This window comes from Parabacteroides sp. merdae-related_45_40, from assembly GCF_001915675.1.
Genome location: NZ_MNQY01000064.1, coordinates 1 through 20,112 on the forward strand (window position 1 = coordinate 1; position 20,112 = coordinate 20,112).

The window sequence follows — 20,112 nt, forward strand, 5'->3', positions numbered from 1 at the left end:
AATAATATTGACATAGATATTTTATATTCATCTCAATGTAAACATCAAATTTATATGCAGTTACATCCATATATCAAGATTAAATGAAAGAGCCGTGGATGAATACCAACCATAATTTAAAACAAATGCCATATCAAGACTAAAAATTTACCTTGATACAGCATTTGCTTTAAACTAATAAGAAATCTACAATATCCGTTGATACAATTTCTTTTCCTGAGGTTGTATGGAAGTAAGATCAGCTATTTTCACCGGTTGGCCGGTCGCAATGCTGTTACGTGCCGCAATACCGACTAGACAAGCCAAAGCTCCATCGCGAACACTAGCACACTGCTTATACGGATCTTTTATCCCAGGTAAAAAAATCTGATCCTTTAGCAATGCATCCCCTCCGCCATGGCCAGACGTTCCGAATGGAATCTGGATATACTCACGTTTTCCAAAATTCTTAAACAAAACAAGTTCATCAAAATTCACATCCGAAGTCGGACGGGATTCCTGTATCCAAGCCTCTAAACGCCCTTTCGTTCCGTTAAAGGCTATACGATAACCTTCATAAGGGCTGTAGGTTGTCAGGGAATAAGCGACCTGCACGCCATTTTTATAACGAATCGTTGCCGCCATTTTATCAAAGATATTGACATCATTCTTAAACACGCATCCATCACGAAGATAACCATCATATTTTTCGTTGGCTACATATAAATCCATATAATTCTGATTTCGCGTTATATCGTAATAGAATTTACATTTGGAAGTATGAGGACAAGTACGGCAATTCTCTGCCCGGAACGTTCCGTTCTTACCATAATGATCCAAACTGCCCAATGCATACACACTTTCCGGATCACTGTCAATCCACCAATTCAGAAGGTCAAAGTGGTGACTGGCTTTATGCACCCACAAAGAACCGCTGCATTCTACCAAACGATGCCAACGACGAAAATAATCGGCGCCATGAGAAGTGTCCAGATACCAATGAAAATCAACAGAAGTGATATCGCCAATCTCACCGGCACGGAGTAATTCCCATATTTTCGCACGATGTGGAGAATAACGATAATTAAATGTCACACGGCAATTCTTTCCTGTCCGTTTTTCTGCATCCAAAATTGCCTGGATCTTCTTTTCATCCGTTGTCATCGGCTTTTCCGTAATGATATCCGCGCCAAGTTCCATTCCACGGATAATAAAATGATGATGAGTACTATCCATAGTCGTTACAATCAGCACATCAGGCCTGGTTCCCTTCATCATCTTTTCAAAATCCGTATAAGTAGGACAGGAAGCCCCGATAATCTTCTTACCGGTTTCCACACGACCTTCATTCTTATCGCAAAGACCTACAAACTCAATGTAGTCAGGATAACTTTTCATTAAGTCATATCCCCACATGGAAGTACCTCTTCCGCCAGTACCAACAATAGCAAGGCGAAGTTTTTTCCCAGCAACATTCGGATTTTCAACAGCTTTTGCCGCTACTTCCGATAATGGATTCAATAAGGCTGCCCCAGTTATAGCGCCTGTCGCAGCTAAAAAGTGTCGTCGTGATATTTTATTCATAACCATCATATTTAATAGAATTATTTATAACCTTTATTTTGAACGAACACATCCAAGTTCGTCACTTCATACAATGCATCTTGAGGAAGAGGACGATAGATATGATAATCCTTGATCAACGTAATATCCGGATTATGCTCTTTCACCCATTCCACCATTTTGCCGGAACGTTTCAACATATACCAGCGGTTCAATTCACACCCCAGTTCACGTGCACCTTCTTCCAAGATAAAATCCATATCCACATCAGCAGCTGTTACCTTCAAGGCACTTTCATGTCCATCGATCAAAGCCCTTTTTCTCAGTTGAGTAATCACCTCTGCCGCTTTTTCCGGTTGGTTGGTTCTTACATACGCTTCAGCCAAAGTTATATAGACTTCTCCAAGGCGCATCAGAATCAAGTCTTTAAAACCTTCTTCCCGCTTAGCCTCATCACGGCTTGGATCCAGATATTTTGTCATTGTATGATGGCAGGATCTACCGTTGATAGTCGGAATTCCGGTGTTAATATCATAAAGATCCGTAATATTGTCGACAATGATTCCCCTGTCTTCATAGCTTTTTACATATTCATCCGAAACAACATCCAGTGTCCGGATAAGTAACGTATCCGAATAGTCGGGCTCGTTATTCCAGTTATCCGGGATTCTGCACCACGCAGTCTGGAAAGTCTGTTCCCTACGTTTATCAAATTTATCGAAAAGACTGATATAATAATAGGTAGGCATCGTACAACGATATTCACGACCATACACGCGGGAATGACTCCATAATCCATCAATATTGATATTCGGGTTTTTAGCAGACTTGTTATACCAACCTACGAAATACCGATGCATACTATTCGCATCAATATCCGTAAGATCCATTCCGTTATACACCAAATCGCTTGTATATTGTATTGACCAGATAATCTCGTCATTTATCTGGTTATTCACGTCAAACACAGATGCATAATTATCCAAGAGTTTATAATTATAGTCATTAATAATTGAATTACATAACCTCACCACTTCATCATAACACTGTTGTTTTGTATAACCGGCTCCTGTAATAATCGCATCATCATAAGCAGCCAATGCCATCAATACACGCATTTTCAATGTTTTAGCAACTCCGATATTCATACGGCCCCATTGAGTATTCTGAGGTATATCCAAATATTGGAAAGCAATATCCAAATCTTCCAATATTTTCTTGTAAAAGACAGCAATACCCGGTTGGTATCCTTCTGTTATTACCGATTGGGACGGAGTATCCGCATAATGGGACGCAGGACCATATGTCTCGACAATCATAAACAAGTAAAAAGCACGCAAAGCATGAACCTCCGATATCAGTTGGTTCTTTTTTTCCTCATGTGCAATAGGAGTTTCCTGTATATACTGAACTCCCAGATTTGCAACATTCAATCCCTTATAAAGATATTTCCAATACTGGGAATTCCAACGATTAGAGATCATGAGAGGGTCATTATAAATCATAGCCTCTTCATAAGGCCAACCGACACCATTGGTTGCATAAGTCGTCAAATCCGTTCCACAATCAGCAAACTTATACAAACGTTCTGTCAGATAACGATTCCGTTGATAGATACTCAAGATAAGTGATTCAACCCCTTCTTCTGTTTTCGCATACGTATCGCTGATCAACCCTTTTGGTTCTTCTTCCAGAAAATCACATGAAAAGGAACTTGCAGATAATACGATTAATAAAAAAATTGCTATGTTTTTCATAATACATGACTTATTAGAATGTTACATTAACTCCGAAATTATAACTACTGGGAACCGTATAATTAATATCAGGTTGTTCAGGTATAATATCAAACTCCGCTGCTCTATACAAATAACCTATATTTCTCATTTGCACATAGAAACGTAATTTCCTGATTGGAACCTTCTTTGACAGCAGATTCTCGAAACTATACCCTAATGTTATATCCTGAATTTTAATATGGTCGCCTTTCTGATAGCCATTAGAGGTACGATAGGTATCATAACCGCTCGCTTGATCCGCACGAGGATAACTATTTGTCGGATTATCCGGAGTCCAATAATCTACTGCCGGCAACCATCTCTGCCCGTCCATCGTGATATCATCATATGGAGCCGGCTTAACCAAATACCCCCATCTTGAGTTCAGATTGAAAGAAAAATCAAAATTCTTATATTGAACATTCGCACCTAATGAAGCAATCCACTTCGGACGAACCTGCCCCAAGATTATGCGATCATCCGCAGCACTAATCGAACCATCTCCATTTTGATCTTTAACCTTGATATCCCCTACCTTAGCATTATATTTAGCAGCAGCCTCTTCTTCACCCAACTGCCAGATACCAATTTTCTCATAATCATAGAACACACCTAAAGGTTCTCCGATAAACCATTTATTATTAGGTAAATCTTCTCCACTGATCAAAGCTGTAATCTTTTCCCAGTTTCTGGAAGCATTCAATGAAAAATCGACATTCAAATCTTTTGTCCTTACCGGATTATAATTTAGGTTAAACTCAACTCCTGAAGTTTCCGTCTCCCCGATATTCTGCCAAATATCATTGAAACCGGTAAATGAAGGAATCGTCCTCTTCATCAACAAATCACTCGTCTTTGTATTATAATACTCGACATAACCATTCAATTTATTATTGAATAATCCGAAATCAACCCCTGCATTTACAGTTTTGGATATTTCCCAGCCAAGATCAAGATTCACAATCGAAGTTGGGCTATATACATAGAACTTATTAGATGAATCTTCTCCAAACAGATAAGCATACTGTGACAAAGAAGCAAGTGTTTGATAGGGTGAAATAGCCGTATTACCAACAGTACCATAAGAGACACGAAGCTTAAGGCTATTAATCCAATTCACATTCTGCATAAAGCTTTCATCCTTCATGCTCCAACTGACTCCTCCTGAAGGGAAAACAGCCCATTGGTTTCCTTTTGCCAAACGAGACGAACCATCTGTTCTGAATGCTATATTGAAATAATATTTATTCTTATAATTATAGCGCAAACGGCCTAAGACAGATGCCAGAGCCCAGTTTTCAAAACTACTTCCGATTTTTATATTTTCCGTGTTGGAACCTAAATTATGATAAGATGTATACTCTACCGGCTGGTTATCTCCGGATAAAGTACCTTTATCATATCTCCGGCTCTGCATTTCACCAACAAGGTCAACGACCAAATTATGATCTCCGAAACTATTATCATACGTAATAATATGGTTTAGTGTCCACTGATCATAATTATTATACTCTTTACCGGAGTTCGTCTTGACACCTTTGCCCTTGTATGAATCTTTACCATAAAAATACCCCCGCTTATAATCCGAGAAAATATAACCGAAGTTTGTATGCATACTCAGCCATTTATTTATCTTTATATGCGAAGTTAGATTAAGGTTCAATAAATTGCTTTGGGCATCATCTGCAAACTGTCCGGGTACATCATTTGCCAACGGGTTATAACCGGATGTGTTCAACGGATTCGGGAAATAATTAAGATCACCATTCTCCAAATACGGATCAGACAACGGTGTCATATACAATATTTCGTTATTGATTTTCTGGAATCCGGATATATTATTTCGTTTCAATCGAACAGTCGTACCCAATGTCCAGAAGTCTGCTAAATCATGATCAGCCGTCAATGTCAAATTATAGTTCTCAGCATCATTCGTTTTATAGTAGCCCTGTTCTTTATCATATTTAAATGATAACAGTAACCGAGTCTTCTCGCCACTATTGCTAATGCTCAGATGATAACTTTGTGTCAAAGCATTACGATACAATAAATCCTGCCAGTCAGTATAATTGCCATTTTTTATCATATCAAGTTCGGACTGAGTGAAAACATCCTCATCTGTGAACGGGGTATCCCATCCGTGAGCATACCTGTATCCGTCACGCCTGAACTGTACATATTCTTCCCCAGACTGCAAAGGCATCATATGAGGAACGTTCAAACCGATATAAGAGTTAAAATTCACTTCACGATTCACTCCTTTCTTTCCTCTTTTAGTCGTTACCAAAATGACACCATTTGCGCCCATAGAACCATAAATGGCGGAACTTGCTGCGTCTTTCAACACTTCAATTGATTCAATATCATAAGTATTTACACTCCCCAAGCTTCCGGGAATACCGTCCACTATGATCAGCGGATTATTTCCTGCATTTAAAGATCTTGCTCCACGGATATAAATTTGCTGATCATCTCCTGCATATCGTGCCGACTGAATATCCAGACCGGCTACTTTTCCCTGCAAGGCATCTTGGACATTGCTTGTTGAAGCAGCACTAATGGTCGATCCTTTGACTGTAGACATAGCACTTACAATATCTCTTTTTCTGGATGTACCATAACCGATCACAACAATTTCATCTAAATTCTCCGTATTCTCAGCCAAAGAAATATTCAATATGTTCTTCCCGTCCACCCTTATCTCTTTGGTATCATAACCGATATAGGAAACCAAGAGAACAGCCGAAGGAGAAATATCCAGACTATATTGACCATTCAAATCGGTAACAGTACCATTCGTCGTCCCCTTCTCCACAACATTCGCGCCGATGATCGGTTCTCCTTTTTCATCTTTGACAATACCTGTGACTTTTTTTGTTTCGGAAGATGCCGGGGCTTTTCTGGAAATGATTACATGGCCGTTGCTGAATGTGACGGAACAGTTCATGCCTTCCAGCAATTGTTCCAGGACATTCTTGACGTTGTCGCCGACTGGTACTTTCTTGATCACGCGTGAATCGTTGACATCTTGCGTGTTGTAATCTACGAAGAGTTTCGTTTGTTGTTCGATTTGCTTGAAAGCCGCCTTTAAGGTTAAATTATTGCCAGACAAACGAACCTGTTGATTTTGAGCAAATACGAACGAGCTACCAAAAGACAGAGCTCCAATTATACATAGGCGGGAAAGCGTTTTTCCCGCTTTTATAGGTATTAGATTAGTTAATTTCATATATTTGTATGTTTGAAAATTGAATATTAATTATTTTCAACGTTTTACGTTGAGTCCCAAAAAGTCACAATTCGGTTTCAAACGCCGGAAAGAGGGATTTTCGCACTTTCGTTCTTTCCGGTTTTCTTTTGTTCATCCTGTTCCTCTCCTCTCCTTTTAATTTATAAATACAACATTTCCCTTTATCTTGAAACGAATGCCGATCAACTGCTGCAAAACAGCCAGCACATCCTCCAGGGTTTCATGCGGGGCAAACTTGACGTTGTAATGCTCGTCCGCATATTTCTGGGAATTATAATGGATCGTCACGTTAAACTTCCGTTCCAGCGAAGCCATCAGATGGCTGAAAGAAACATTCTCGTAAATCAGGTAGCCGCTACGCTCCATCTTATAAAGCAAAGCATCGACCGGCCGGACCGTTACCGTATGCGCCGCATGCGAATAAACCAGACGTTCGTTCGGCTTCAAGATAGTCGGCCGGTGTTCGCCTGCCTTTACATCCACTTTGACACTCCCCTCTTCCAGGATCGTGCTCGTGCAAGAATCAGCTGGATAGGAAGCTACTGTAAATACCGTACCCAAAGCCTGCACGTCCAGATAAGTCGTCTTCACAATAAAAGGTTTTTCCGTGTTTTTCCGAACCGTGAACGACGCTTCGCCAGTCAGGTAAACCGTACGGGTTTCCGTATCCGTAAAGTCTTTCGGGTAAACGAGCAGTGAACCGGCATCGACCCATACCTGCGAACCATCCGGCAAAATGACCTGCCGGCTCTCGCCATAAGGAACAAACAACTCTGCCATCTCTACATGCCGGACAGGTTGTAGGCGGTCCGTAACAAAAAAGGTCGCTGCTCCCGTCAATAGCATCAATGCAATTACCGCTGCATATTTGATCCACCCGCGATACATCGGGACAGTATTCCGACGGACCGGTTCAACCTGTAAATGTCTTTGCAGGGCATCCCAGTCTTCGCGGGTCTCAGCAGTCGCCTCTGCAGGCAAATGTTCCCAAAAGGCCTGCAACATATCGCTCTTTTCAGAAGCTCCGCCTTCCGCCCGTAGCCAGCGGCCGAACAGGACACGTCCCGAACGGGAGAAATGCTTTCCGAAATAAAGCTGTATGATTCGTTTTATATTATTATCATTTGTCATAAAATCCCATGCTTTATAATGGAGTCGGTTTGCTGTGGGAGTACACACAATCGAATATGCCTTTTTTCTCAACTTTCTTTCATTCTGTTTGGCTGATTTGATTTAAGTGTAGTTTGTTTTCGACAATGTCGAGATCATATTTGACAATACAGTCCAAGTGTGCAAAAGAAAAAATAGATAAAGGACTTTTCGAAGAATGGCAAGGGCAGCGGTCAAGTGATTTTCCACTGTCCGTTTACTGATATCGAGGCGCTTGGCGATTTCGTCATTAGACAAACCTTCCTCACGGCTCATCCGGTATATTTTGCTTCGCTGGGGAGACATGCGCTCGACCGTACGGTTGATGATCGATTGCAGCTCGCGGACGAACAAGGTTTCTTCCTCTGATTCGGCTTGGCAAGCATCCTGCAGGTATTCGTTCGTATATTTTTCCGAGACAATGAGACGGTCGAAATAGTCGTACACGGTAAAACGCGCCATCTGGAATAGATAGGAGGAAAAAGAACGGACATTTTTAAGTTTTTCACGGTCTTTCCACAACGAGAGAAACAAATCCTGGGCCATATCACGACTGACTTCCTTATCGTGTGTCAGACCGATAAGGAAATTTACCAACCGAGGTTGGTACTGGAAAAATAGATGCTCGAAAGCTTCCACATTTCCGGCAGCGATCTCCTTCAACTTATTTTGCTCCTCTGGTAATTCCATAATAGATGCGAAATAGCGAAAAATATCAGAATAATCAAAATAAAAGTTTGCAACTCAGTTGCATTAATTTTGTTGTACTTTTACCGTATCGAGAAAAAGAGTAAAGTCATGTGCCGCCCGAATTCTTATATTGCAGAAACTGTCGGAACAAACATATCCCATTTCCTTGCTCGAATTGGAGGCACAACTGGAAACATTGGACAAATCAACCATTTCACGCTCTTTAGCGATCTTGTTGGAGCATCACGCCATCCACGCTTTCGAGGACGGAAGCGGGTCGATGAAATATGAAATCTGCCGGAGCGACACCGAGACGTGTTTTATTGAAAACAGGCATATCCATTTCTACTGTGAGGTTTGTCACAAGACCTATTGTATGGATCATATAAAAATCCCGGTCGTGCAGTTGCCCGAAGGCTTCATCATGGATACGATCAACTACACGGTCAAAGGAATCTGCCCGGCATGCAAGTCCCCAAATCTGTAAAACGCAATCGAGTTGCAAAAATATCTTCGGTTCTTTGCATCGGAATAATAAAAACAGATTGAATCATGGAAGCTAAAACAACTTGCCACTCAGGATGCAGTTGCGGACATAATAAAGGAGAAGAACACCCGAACGTGGTATTGCCGATCCTGTCTTTCATCCTGCTCATTGTGGGGCTCATCTTAGACCATACCGGACAAGGCTGGTTCTCGCCGACAGTAAAACTCGTCTGGTATCTGGCTGCTTTCCTCCCAGTAGGACTGCCTGTCATACGGGAAGCTTATCACGAGGCTTTGCGAAAAGACTTCTTCACCGAGTTTACATTGATGTCGGTCGCTTCGACCGGAGCTTTCAGCATCGGCGAATATCCGGAGGCTGTAGCTGTCATGCTTTTTTATACGGTTGGAGAAATGCTGCAAAACAGGGCTGTCGAACGTGCTTCACAAAATATCAGCCGTCTGCTTGATGTCCGTCCCGAACGTACGGACGTATTTCGTGAAGGTAATTATATCAATGTCTCCCCGAAAGAGGTACGGACAGGTGAACGAATCGAGGTAAAACCAGGCGGACGCATACCGCTCGACGGGATTTTACAGGAAACCGAAGTATCGTTCGACACCTCCGCCCTGACAGGCGAAAGCATGCCCCGCATACTTCGGAAAGGGGATGAAGTCCTGGCGGGAATGATCGTACTGGGACAAACCGTCCGCATAGAAGTGAACCGTCCCTATGAACAAAGCGCATTAGCCCGCATTTTAGTGCTGGTGAAAGATGCAGCCGAGCGTAAAGCTCCTGCCGAACTGTTCATTCGTCGGTTCGCACGGTTCTATACGCCTGCCGTGATCGTGTTGGCTTTGCTGATCGTCACGGTTCCGGCATTTGCCGGATTGATGATGCCGTCTTTCCAATACGTTTTTCATGACTGGTTGTACCGGGGATTGGTCTTTTTAGTTATCTCCTGTCCGTGTGCCTTGGTAATCAGCGTACCGTTGGGATATTTCGGAGGTATCGGAGCGGCGTCACGTGCCGGTATCTTGTTCAAGGGTGGTAATTATCTGGATGCCATCACCCGGATAAATACCATTGTATTCGACAAAACAGGTACATTGACCACTGGCCGCTTCGACGTGACGGATATACAGGCGCATAGAATTTCCGAGTCGGAACTATTGACCTTGCTTTTATCCGTCGAACAGAAAAGTACCCACCCGATCGCACAAGCGATCGTCCGCTACGCAAAGAAACAGAATATCTCTGCAGCAAGCGTATCGGAGATGCATGAACTGGCCGGACACGGCGTGGAGGCCGTCATCGGTGGACAGGAAGTGCTTGTCGGGAATATCCGCTTAATGAAAGAGCGCGGGATTTCCATCCCCGAAGAGTTGTCCGACCAAGTAGCGACCGTAGTTATCTGCGCCATCGATAAAAAATATGCCGGCCATCTGCTATTGTCCGATACGTTGAAAGACGATGCCGTAGAGGCGATTGCCAAACTGAGGAAGTTAGGAGTGACGGATATCCGTTTGCTGTCGGGTGATAAAAAAGAGATTGTCAAATCTTTTGCCAGACGTTTAGGTATCGACCAGGCATACGGAAACCTGTTGCCGGAGGATAAGGCGGCACATATCTGGGAAATGGTTGAAGAGCCGGGCAAATCCGTAGCTTTTGTCGGAGACGGAATGAATGATGCTCCGGTATTGGCACTAAGCCATGTAGGGATTGCGATGGGCGGACTCGGTTCGGATGCGGCAATCGAGAGTGCCGACGTCGTTATCCAGAACGACCAACCGTCCAAGGTGGCGACCGCCATCACGATCGGGCGCAAGACACGTACGATTGTCCATCAGAATATCATAGGGGCACTTGTTGTAAAAGGGATTGTGCTGTCGGCAGGTGCATTGGGATACGCCACGTTGTGGGGGGCAGTCTTTGCTGATGTCGGTGTCGCTCTGCTGGCAGTCCTCAACTCGGTCCGCATACTGAACAGGAAGGTATGGTAAAACGGGGATGTGTCAACATCTCCTTGTCCCCGCACTTGATGCGGGGACACAAAAGGACAGACCTTATCAATCGGATTTTTATAAGGTCGGTTTTAATGCGATCCCGCGTCAAGCACGGGAACAGGACAGTTTTGACATACCCTCATACATTTTGACACGCAGCCTCGTTTATGATCGTTTTTCACTTTCCTTTCAGAAAAGGTTTTCCATTTTTCCAAACCACCTCTTCCTGTGTGATATACCAGGTTTTTCCGTTATCGTTATTTCCCTGATAGAACAGATAAGTTCGACCGTCCAAATCGGTAAAAATATGAGGATGGCCGGATTCGCTGGAATTCCATTCGCCGGGTTTGCCGTTCTTAAGGAAAGGTTCTTCCGAAAGACGTTTCCAGACAATGCCGTCTTCGCTTTCCGCCACTCCGATCTGTTGAGGGGCATTATTGTAAGCTCCGGCATAAAACATATAAAGTTTGTCACCTTTCTTTGCGATCGAAGCCCCTTCGATACATTTTCCTTCCCACGGATACACGGGATACAGGATAGAGGAATCCGTTACCTGTACCCAGTCTTCCCGGTTGAAATTGGTATTGCTCGGAGCAACAGCTACTCCCTGCATCTGGATGTCGTAGTTTTTATCGCGGGTTGCAAAATAGAGGAAATAGCGTCCTTTGAACTCACACACTTCCGCATCTATGGCACGCCCACAAGTCCAATCTCCGACCGGATGGAAAATCGGATTCGTCGGATTCCTTCTAAAATGAATGCCGTCATCCGATATGGCATGGCAGATGGCATCTTTCTTCCCATTCCCGTATGTCTGATAAAACAAATGCACCTTTCCATCCTTCACCAACGCACCGGGTGCACAAAGTCCTTTCTTCTCATAATCAGCTTCGGGAGCAGGCGTGATCTCGCCCACCTTCGTCCAGTTCATCAAATCCTTACTCTCCGCAATCCCAATATTCCATCCGGAATCAGGTTCCCCCTTCATCGGCGGAATGGAATGGTACATCAAATAGCGCCCCTTAAAATTAACCACATGCGGATCTTTCGAATAAGGAACCCCGACACGGGAGGTATCGCCGTATAACATGAGGGGACGAGCAGAAGAGCCCTGTGATAAAATTAACTGAAAGTTTCCCCATAACAATAGAATAATCAAAACAAGTTGCTTCATAAATACTATCTGATCTTTTTTAATTGACAAATGTAACTAATATTCTTCTAAATAAATTCGTAAATCGGATTTACAATAAATGATACAGCCTATCCTTCTATCCTTTTGCCATTAAACAGGGAAACAAAGGGCAAGCCATATACATTATTTATTTCAAGTAAGGTTTACCATCCTTCCATAAAACTTCTTGCTGTGTAATATACCAAGTCTTACCATGATCATTATTACCTTGATAGAACAAATAAGTCCGTCCGTCAAGATCGGTAAAAAGGTGAGGATGACCAGATTCACTTGAATTCCATTCTCCCGGTTTTCCATTTCGTAAAAAAGGTTCTTCCGACAGACGTTTCCAGTTCAAACCATCTTCACTGACAGCAACCCCGATCTGCTGAGGAGCATTATTATAAGCTCCGGCATAAAACATATACAGTTTATTATCCTTCTTAACAATCGAGGCACCTTCAATACATTCTCCCTCCCAATCACACTCTGGATACAAGATCGATTTATCACAAGCTTGTGTCCAGTCTTCCCTGTTAAAATCAGTATTCAAAGAAGCTGTTGCCACTCCTTGCATTTGTATTTTAAAATCCTTGTCACGAGTTGCAAAATAAAGAAAATACTTTCCATTGAATTCACAAACTTCAGCATCAATAGCCCGTCCACAGTTCCAATCACCCGTCGGATGAAAAACCGGATTACTCGGGTCGCGATCAAAGTGGATACCATCAGTTGACACAGCATGACAGATTGCATCATTTTTTCCATTTCCATAGGTTTGATAAAACAAATGAATTTTACCATCCCGAACTAAAGCACCAGGTGCACAAAGCCCATTCTTTTCATAAACGGCATTCTTTTCCGGCGTTATTTCACCGACTTTCGACCAATTAACCAAATCTTTACTGGATGCGATGCCAATGTTAGCACCAGAACCAGATACATCCAACCTCGGTGGAAGCGTATAATACATCAAATAACGTCCCTGAAAATTCACGACATGCGGATCTTTTGAAAAAGGAACTCCACGACGAGAAGTATCTTCATACATCATCCTCGGTTGCTGGGGTTTACCCAGCAACGAGAAAAACAAACAAGTCAATAATAAAACATATACTCTCATTTTTATTGATTCTAAATGATTAATTGCCATAACCAGGATTCTGGGTAAATTCCTCCGGATTCGAAACATTTGTCAACTGATCACGCGGTATCGGGCGTAATACATGATAATCTTTAAATTTCCCTGCAGTCATAGGACTGATTTCAGGATCATTCATACGCTCCATCAATTTGTCCGTCCGTTTCAAATCATACCAACGATGCATTTCTCCCATCAATTCACGAGCTCTTTCATCCAAAATAAAGTCAATCGTCACATCGGAAGACTTAATCTCCATCTCCGCTTCATGCCCAGGTACAGCGGCACGGCGACGAACTACATTAATATATTCAGCTGCTTTCTGAGCATTTCCAGACAGGAATGCAGCTTCAGCAGCCAACAAATATGTATCAGCCAAACGATAAACAAAAACATTACGCGATCCGGCTGTCCAGTTAACTTCTGGACGCAGGGGATCCAAATGTTTCACCAAATAAGCATACATTTTATAAGAAGTAAAACGAGTATTCGACGGCCATTCCGCATTCGGATTCTGCTCAGACTGGACATCCATCAGAGGATCGATTTGTTCACGCATATATTCCGGAAGAAATACCAAAACAGGCCAAACTTCTTTAATCTGTTCCGGTGTCCAAGGTTCTCTTGGATCAATCATGGCCAACTCTCCTTTTGTCCAAACCTTTTCTTCCACTTTTTTGGTAAACGGGCTGAAAACATTCTCCGTCACAGAATTTTCCGTTACATTCCACCGAGAAATAAAACAATCATCCCAACGTTGATCTTTCGTTTTGTCAAACAAACTTATTGCAAAATCAGAAGAACGCTCACGGCTCCAAGGTCTGCCATACTCAATAACTCTCTTTACAGCAGGATGTTCTTCCGAATAGGCTGAACAAAAGTACATATGGGCTGTATTACCATCTCCATTTAATTCCGCATTTTGCGTATACAAAACAGAGAAAAGGACTTCCGAATTATTTTTATTATTGATATCCCATAATTCTGCGTGCGATTTAACCAACGAATATTTACCAGAATTGATCACCTGCTCGGCATAATTCAAAGCTTTTTTCAAATCGTCATCACTCCGTTTCAAAGTAAGATACACTCTCGACAGATGGTGCATAGCTGCATATTTTGTTATATGCCCGAATTCAGATGCCTGGTAAGTTTCCGGCAAGTTTTCTACAGCAAATTCCAAGTCTGTAACAATTTGATTCCAAACTTCATCTACTTTTGTTTTATGTGCAGTAGTCTCTACTGAATTTGTCGGCTTCAACGGCATAGGAATATCACCAAACTGCTGTACCAGATGATAAAAATAGTGTGCTCTGATAAATAACGATTCTGCAAGAAAACGTGTTTTTAGATCTTCATCCAATCCAGGAATATCATTATTTTCCAGACTCTCAATAACTGCATTACACTGATTCACGGATTTATAACAACTATACCAGAAACTCCTGACATCAGCATTTGTCGCATCAATCGTCCAATTATACCATTGCTCATGTCCTTGATGACCGATCCATATATCCGAAGGACCTTCACACATATAAATCAAGTATTCCTGTATATACATTCCCCTTAAGGTTGAATACAATCCATTGACACCATTGGTTATACCATCTTTCGTCGTATAAAAATTACCAACAGTCACTTTATTATAAGCCGTCTCATCCAAGAAGTCGCAAGACGACAAACATAGCAGAGACAACGAACCTATCAATATTTTATTTAGTATTTTCATATTCTACTTTCAATTAATCAGATTATTAGAAACTTGCATTTACTCCAAATATAAATGAGGTTAACGGACGGTGGTCTGTATAGCTATTACAGTTTTCCGGATCCAGTCCTACATAATCACTCTTTGTCCATGTATATGGATTTTCAACCATAAAATATACCCTGAATTTTTCACTATAAAACTTTTTCGAAATCTCTTTCGGTAAAGTATATCCCAAATTAATATTTTTCAGACGTATAAATGACAGATCCCGATAAGCATAATCACTTGACACCAATAACTCCTGTGGATTAGTTATCGCAGGTTTCGGACAAGCATTAGAAGGATTATCCGGTGTCCAAAAATCAACATCCAGATGATTATAACGAGTTGATCCAGCCTCGTCAGTCAATACTCCTAATAGCTGTCCATACTTCTGACGTGTATAGAAATAAACATTCAAATCGAAATTCTTATAATAGAATCCTGTAGAAAGTCCTGCTGTCCATTTGGGTATTTTATTGAATGTATGCAAATCGCCTTCATCATAAACCCCATTATTATTTACATCTTCTATTTTAGGATTACCAGGTTCACGTCCATACTTTGCCGCTTCCTCTTCTTCTCCATATTGCCAAACTCCTATATATTTATACAGACGTTCAACGTAGAGAGGTTGCCCAATGAACCATTTATTTCCCGGACTATCTTCCTTTCCATTGAACAACTCGACAATTTCATTCTTGTTATAGCCAAAAGTCAAATCTACTGTCCATCTGAAATCTTTTGTCACAACAGGTACAGTGTTCAAGGCTATTTCAATACCCGAATTACGTGTCTTACCTACATTTTGCCAAGTAAATTCATACCCTGTATTGATCGGCAAATTGCGTTTCATCAATAGATCACGTGTATTACGAATATATCCGTCAATAGAACCACTGATCCTGTTATTCAAGAAGCCAAAATCCACGCCGACATTATATTCTTCTGTACTTTCCCACCCCAATTGATTATTAGCCAACTCGGTAGGCAGATATCCCATTGCCGACTGCTCAGTTGTCCCGAAATAATACACATATTTACCTAAAGCTCCTTGTGTTGCATACTCAGAAATTGCTGTATTACCGGAATTACCCCAGCTCAAACGTAATTTCAGATTAGAAAGCCAATCAACTTCCCGAAGGAAAGACTCATCATTCATACGCCAAGCCAATGCAACAGACGGAAAGAAGTCCCATTTATTACCTTTTGCCAAACGAGAAGAGCCATCGTAACGTCCAGTCAATGTCAACAAATACCGATCCTTAAATGTATAATTAACTCTTCCCATAAATGACAACAAAGCCCATTTACGTACAGAAGAAAGACGTGTAAATACATCTGGTGCTTCATTCACATTAAACCACGAACCGTAATAAGGCATATCCTGTCCAGTCAAACCGACCAATTCTGCTTTATCTGTCTGCATATCATGCACCAACGATACATCCAAACTATGATCATTCAATACCTTCTTATAATTCAGGACATTCGTAAAAGTAATCTGTTGCTCGTTCGTTTTTTTGTATTCAGCAGACGGAGAAGCCAACTGGCGAGCTTGAGAAGTAGAACTCTTATAAACTCCATTCTCGATTGACGACAAGCCATATGTCAAACTTGTTCGGAATTTCAAGCCTTTGATTATTTCCCAATCTGCAAATAAGTTCAAAAGGATACGGGTACGTTTTTCTTTATTGTCTACATTATTCTTATCAGTATCAAACAAAGGATTCGAATGCAATACCGTCTGATACCAACCGCTATTGTAAAAGCGCATATCTCCATTCTCGTCATAAACCTCCGTTAGTGGATCAATAACTGTTCCATATTTCCAGACACTATTATCTCCATTATTACGAGTTGTCAATGCTAAAAGAGAAGAATAGCCTACCGTCAAGTTCTTTGCTAATTCCATATCCCCATTAATACGGGCAGAGAAACGTTCATATCCCATATTATCAATAATACTTTGGTCTTTATTATAACCTAACACTAACATATTACGGTTACGACCATTCGACTGGTTGATACTGACATTATGATCCGTTTTATAGCCCGTACCGCTAAACATCAAATCTTGCCAATCTACAAATTGTCCGGAGTTCAAGGCTTTTAATTGAATATCATCAAATATTTCCTTATCTGTCTTTCCATAATTAGCCATTCTTTTCCAGTCTGCATATTTTTCACCGCTCATCATATCATAATTTTTGAATGACTTGGACACACCGACATATCCGTCATAACTAACAGACAGTTTAGCTTCCTTACGGGCACGTTTTGTCGTAATGATAACAACACCATTTGCTCCTCGAGAACCATAAATAGCAGTGGATGATGCATCTTTCAAAACATCAATCGACTCGATTTCTGCCGGATTGATCTCATCGATCTTTCCTCCGAACGGAGCATCATCCACCACTATCAATGGATCATTGCCCGCATTGATCGAATTATATCCACGGATCACAATGGTAGAAGATGCTCCGGGAGAGTTTCCCATCGTAATATCCGCACCTGCAATTTTACCTTGCAATGCTTGCATAGGATCTTTCATCACAGCCTGATTCTGAATCGATGAAGAAGAAATCTGTGAAACAGATCCTGTTAGGTCACGTTTTTTGACAGAACCATAACCTACCACAACCACTTCATCCAAAGCTTGCGTATCTTCCTTCAATTGGATGTTCAATGTTGTCTTACCTTTACTAACCGCAACATCCTTGTCCAAATATCCGATGTACGTTATACTTAATTTGGAACCTTCGGATATCGACAAAGAGAAATTCCCATCCATATCCGTAATCGTACCATTAGACGTTCCCTTTTCAACAACATTCGCCCCAACAACTGGTTCGCCATTTTCATCTTTCACGATACCTTTCACAATGATCTGCTTTTGCTGAGTGATAGATGATCCTGCGGCTTCCTTCTTGGAAATCACAATCATCTTGCCCTGGACGGAATAAGACAATCCGTTATCCAATACGGCAGATAGAACTTCTTCCAAAGAAGCATCTTTAAAATCTCGCGTAATCTGCTTCCGTTCATTTACCTCGTCTTTCTTGTAAATGATGGAATACTGTAGTTCTTTCTCGACTTCCGCTAATACCGTTTTTAAAGGAACATTTTTAAATTGCCGGGTAATCCGCTGTGCATTCATGGAGGTAGCCCCAGAAAGCATCAAGGCAAGGATTAACGCCCTTCCTACATGTTTTCTATACATAAACCAATAAATTAAAGAATTAGATTTAATAATATATTAACAATTGCGCTATTGTTTTCTAATATAAATATCCCGGTCCCGCCGTTCATAACGGATCGGAATAATCTCGGATAGAGCGTGAAAGACATCTCCGACCGTCTCTTCATTGCGAAGTGATACGCGGAAAGCTATATCTTTTTCCAAGTCGTCTCCCAAATGAATCTGAACGTCATATTTACGGGATAGGCGGACTGCCAACTCATTGAGCGTGATTTTATCATATTCAACTCTCCCTTCTGTCCAGGATTTATATTGAGAAGCCTGAACCTTCTGACGGGAAAAACTTCCGTTTTGTTTGTCAAGACTCAGCAATTCTCCCGGTGCAACCGGAATATGCCTCCCTTTATATAAAATATCGATAGAGCCTTCCAATAATGTCGTTTTAGCAGAAATATCTTCAGGGTAAGAAGATACATTAAACTTTGTTCCTTTCACCAATACACTATACTGATCCGTTTTAACCACAAAAGGAGTTCCATCTGACTGTTTAGTCACTTCGAAATAAGCTTCACCAGTTAAAAAGACTTCCCTGTTTTTAGAATTGAAGTTACCGGCATACTGTAAGGAAGAACCGGCATTCAACCATACAACTGTTCCATCCGCCAGTATCAGCTTGCTTTTTTCTCCATAGGCAGTTTCTAAAGCAAACCGGTTATCGGTGGTTTCCGTATTCCGATAAAGATAGAAACTATATGTTCCACTCAATAATAGAACACATGCAATTGCAGCAACAGCGATAAACCGCTGCAATTGCATGTGTTTAGTACTAAACACACCATTCAGCGATTGACGCACCTGCATCCGGCGTTGCAACTGTTTCCATTCATTCGAAACTTCAGGAATCAGTTTATAGGAAAGCATCCACTCCTCCTCCCATTGGCGGAACATTCTTTCATTAGAAGGTGCATCATTCACAAACCGGAAAAGAATCTCTTCTTCGGAGGGAGTAATGCGTCCTTCAAAATAACGTATTGCCAACTGGTGATTATAGATCTCCTGCTCTTTCATAATTTTTGCTTTCTATATGATGTAACAACCCAAATGAATTTTACCCAACCCCCTTCCTGAAAAAAATTCCCCAAAACAAAAGAAACAGGACTTCGTTCATTCGGAAAGCAGCCAAGCTAATATCGCGATATAGACATCCAACGGATATTTATCTTTAAAATGTGCGGAAAAGCGTGCTAAGGCTTTGGCTATATGTTTTTCCACTGCAGTAGTCGATATTTGGAGAGCATCTGCGATCTCCCGGTTTTTCATTTTCTTAAAACGGCTCATCTCAAATACTTCACGGCAACGGGAAGGCAAATCACTCATAACAAGACTGATCTGTTGTTGCAATTCCTTATACAGAAGCGTATATTCCGGACTTAGGTTAAAGTCCCAATAATAAAGTTCTTCCTGCCCGACCACCCTATCCAAATGTTCCAGATTATGCTGCTCGACCAGTTGCAGATGCTTCAAATAATTCAGACAGGCATTCCTCACCATTGCGAAAAGAAGAGATGAAATGGAAACAGCTTCTATCAGATCACGTTTTTCCCAAAATCTCAAAAAACTCTCCTGTATGATATCCCTGACTGCTTCCTCATCCGTCACAAAACGAGCAGCATATCCCCGCAACCGAGGATAATAGCTATTGAACAGAAATTCGAATGCTTCGCCGTTTCCGTTCTTTATCTCCCGAAGAAGAGTCTTCTCGTCTGTGAAGTTTTTCATAATGATTATCTATTATGTTTCATCTCCTTATTCTTGCAATTATAGAAACCCTCTATATAGATATTCAAATCTTTGTCTATCTCAATGACGGCAAAACTATTATTTTCGGGAAGGCTTCCTTCTATCATTCCTTTCATTGTAAAATAGTGGATTCCATGCCG

At 41.4% G+C, this 20,112-nt stretch carries 12 protein-coding genes and 1 pseudogene; 2 read left to right on the forward strand and 11 right to left on the reverse strand.

Annotation, left to right across the window (positions count from 1 at the left end; genetic code table 11):
- Positions 1–186: 186 nt before the first annotated feature.
- The 5 genes from BHV83_RS09860 to BHV83_RS09880 form a co-directional block, all read right to left on the reverse strand.
- The gene (locus BHV83_RS09860; protein WP_005633444.1) at positions 187–1,572 is read right to left on the reverse strand and encodes a Gfo/Idh/MocA family protein; all 1,386 of its coding nucleotides are present in this window, start codon (positions 1,570–1,572) and stop codon (positions 187–189) included.
- Between the two features lie 11 nt (positions 1,573–1,583).
- Positions 1,584–3,299: a RagB/SusD family nutrient uptake outer membrane protein gene (locus BHV83_RS09865; RefSeq protein ID WP_022321689.1), complete on the reverse strand. Its 1,716-nt coding sequence runs from the start codon at positions 3,297–3,299 to the stop codon at positions 1,584–1,586.
- A 13-nt stretch (positions 3,300–3,312) separates the two neighbouring features.
- On the reverse strand, positions 3,313–6,549 hold the full coding sequence (locus BHV83_RS09870) for a SusC/RagA family TonB-linked outer membrane protein (RefSeq protein WP_022321688.1): 3,237 nt from the start codon (positions 6,547–6,549) through the stop codon (positions 3,313–3,315).
- Positions 6,550–6,705: 156 nt separating this feature from the next.
- On the reverse strand, positions 6,706–7,701 hold the full coding sequence (locus BHV83_RS09875) for a FecR family protein (RefSeq protein ID WP_286757452.1): 996 nt from the start codon (positions 7,699–7,701) through the stop codon (positions 6,706–6,708).
- A 102-nt stretch (positions 7,702–7,803) separates the two neighbouring features.
- Complete coding sequence (locus BHV83_RS09880; protein ID WP_046451727.1) at positions 7,804–8,409, reverse strand: RNA polymerase sigma-70 factor; 606 nt, start codon at positions 8,407–8,409, stop codon at positions 7,804–7,806.
- A gap of 100 nt (positions 8,410–8,509) precedes the next feature.
- Here BHV83_RS09880 and BHV83_RS09885 point away from each other — a divergent pair.
- Both BHV83_RS09885 and BHV83_RS09890 read left to right on the forward strand, forming a co-directional pair.
- A pseudogene (locus BHV83_RS09885) lies at positions 8,510–8,896 on the forward strand (Fur family transcriptional regulator); the annotation flags it as partial.
- A 65-nt stretch (positions 8,897–8,961) separates the two neighbouring features.
- A complete protein-coding gene (locus tag BHV83_RS09890) occupies positions 8,962–10,896 on the forward strand; it encodes a heavy metal translocating P-type ATPase (protein ID WP_286757453.1) in 1,935 nt (644 codons plus the stop codon).
- Between the two features lie 181 nt (positions 10,897–11,077).
- On the opposite strand, the gene BHV83_RS09895 is transcribed toward BHV83_RS09890, so the two are convergent.
- From BHV83_RS09895 to BHV83_RS09920, 6 genes are all read right to left on the reverse strand, one after another.
- Positions 11,078–12,073, reverse strand: coding sequence for a family 43 glycosylhydrolase (locus BHV83_RS09895; protein WP_119215344.1), 996 nt, complete (start codon positions 12,071–12,073; stop codon positions 11,078–11,080).
- A gap of 148 nt (positions 12,074–12,221) precedes the next feature.
- Positions 12,222–13,196 carry a family 43 glycosylhydrolase gene (locus BHV83_RS09900; RefSeq protein ID WP_005644925.1) on the reverse strand — a complete coding sequence of 325 codons (975 nt, stop codon included), beginning with the start codon at positions 13,194–13,196 and terminating at the stop codon, positions 12,222–12,224.
- A gap of 19 nt (positions 13,197–13,215) precedes the next feature.
- On the reverse strand, positions 13,216–14,946 hold the full coding sequence (locus BHV83_RS09905) for a RagB/SusD family nutrient uptake outer membrane protein (RefSeq protein WP_005633455.1): 1,731 nt from the start codon (positions 14,944–14,946) through the stop codon (positions 13,216–13,218).
- Positions 14,947–14,971: 25 nt separating this feature from the next.
- Positions 14,972–18,193 carry a TonB-dependent receptor gene (locus BHV83_RS09910; RefSeq protein WP_005633457.1) on the reverse strand — a complete coding sequence of 1,074 codons (3,222 nt, stop codon included), beginning with the start codon at positions 18,191–18,193 and terminating at the stop codon, positions 14,972–14,974.
- 48 nt (positions 18,194–18,241) lie between these two features.
- Complete coding sequence (locus BHV83_RS09915; protein ID WP_005633459.1) at positions 18,242–19,240, reverse strand: FecR family protein; 999 nt, start codon at positions 19,238–19,240, stop codon at positions 18,242–18,244.
- A 96-nt stretch (positions 19,241–19,336) separates the two neighbouring features.
- A complete protein-coding gene (locus BHV83_RS09920) occupies positions 19,337–19,951 on the reverse strand; it encodes an RNA polymerase sigma-70 factor (protein ID WP_005644932.1) in 615 nt (204 codons plus the stop codon).
- Between the last annotated feature and the right edge of the window lie 161 nt (positions 19,952–20,112).

Coding starts and splice junctions, on each gene's coding strand:
- BHV83_RS09870 (WP_022321688.1), bottom strand. CDS start 6,549: ATGAAATTAACTAATCTAATACCTATAAAAGCGGGAAAAACGCTTTCC.
- BHV83_RS09860 (WP_005633444.1), bottom strand. CDS start 1,572: ATGATGGTTATGAATAAAATATCACGACGACACTTTTTAGCTGCGACA.
- BHV83_RS09910 (WP_005633457.1), bottom strand. CDS start 18,193: ATGTATAGAAAACATGTAGGAAGGGCGTTAATCCTTGCCTTGATGCTT.
- BHV83_RS09900 (WP_005644925.1), bottom strand. CDS start 13,196: ATGAGAGTATATGTTTTATTATTGACTTGTTTGTTTTTCTCGTTGCTG.
- BHV83_RS09920 (WP_005644932.1), bottom strand. CDS start 19,951: ATGAAAAACTTCACAGACGAGAAGACTCTTCTTCGGGAGATAAAGAAC.
- BHV83_RS09890 (WP_286757453.1), top strand. CDS start 8,962: ATGGAAGCTAAAACAACTTGCCACTCAGGATGCAGTTGCGGACATAAT.
- BHV83_RS09880 (WP_046451727.1), bottom strand. CDS start 8,409: ATGGAATTACCAGAGGAGCAAAATAAGTTGAAGGAGATCGCTGCCGGA.
- BHV83_RS09915 (WP_005633459.1), bottom strand. CDS start 19,240: ATGAAAGAGCAGGAGATCTATAATCACCAGTTGGCAATACGTTATTTT.
- BHV83_RS09865 (WP_022321689.1), bottom strand. CDS start 3,299: ATGAAAAACATAGCAATTTTTTTATTAATCGTATTATCTGCAAGTTCC.
- BHV83_RS09895 (WP_119215344.1), bottom strand. CDS start 12,073: ATGAAGCAACTTGTTTTGATTATTCTATTGTTATGGGGAAACTTTCAG.
- BHV83_RS09875 (WP_286757452.1), bottom strand. CDS start 7,701: ATGACAAATGATAATAATATAAAACGAATCATACAGCTTTATTTCGGA.
- BHV83_RS09905 (WP_005633455.1), bottom strand. CDS start 14,946: ATGAAAATACTAAATAAAATATTGATAGGTTCGTTGTCTCTGCTATGT.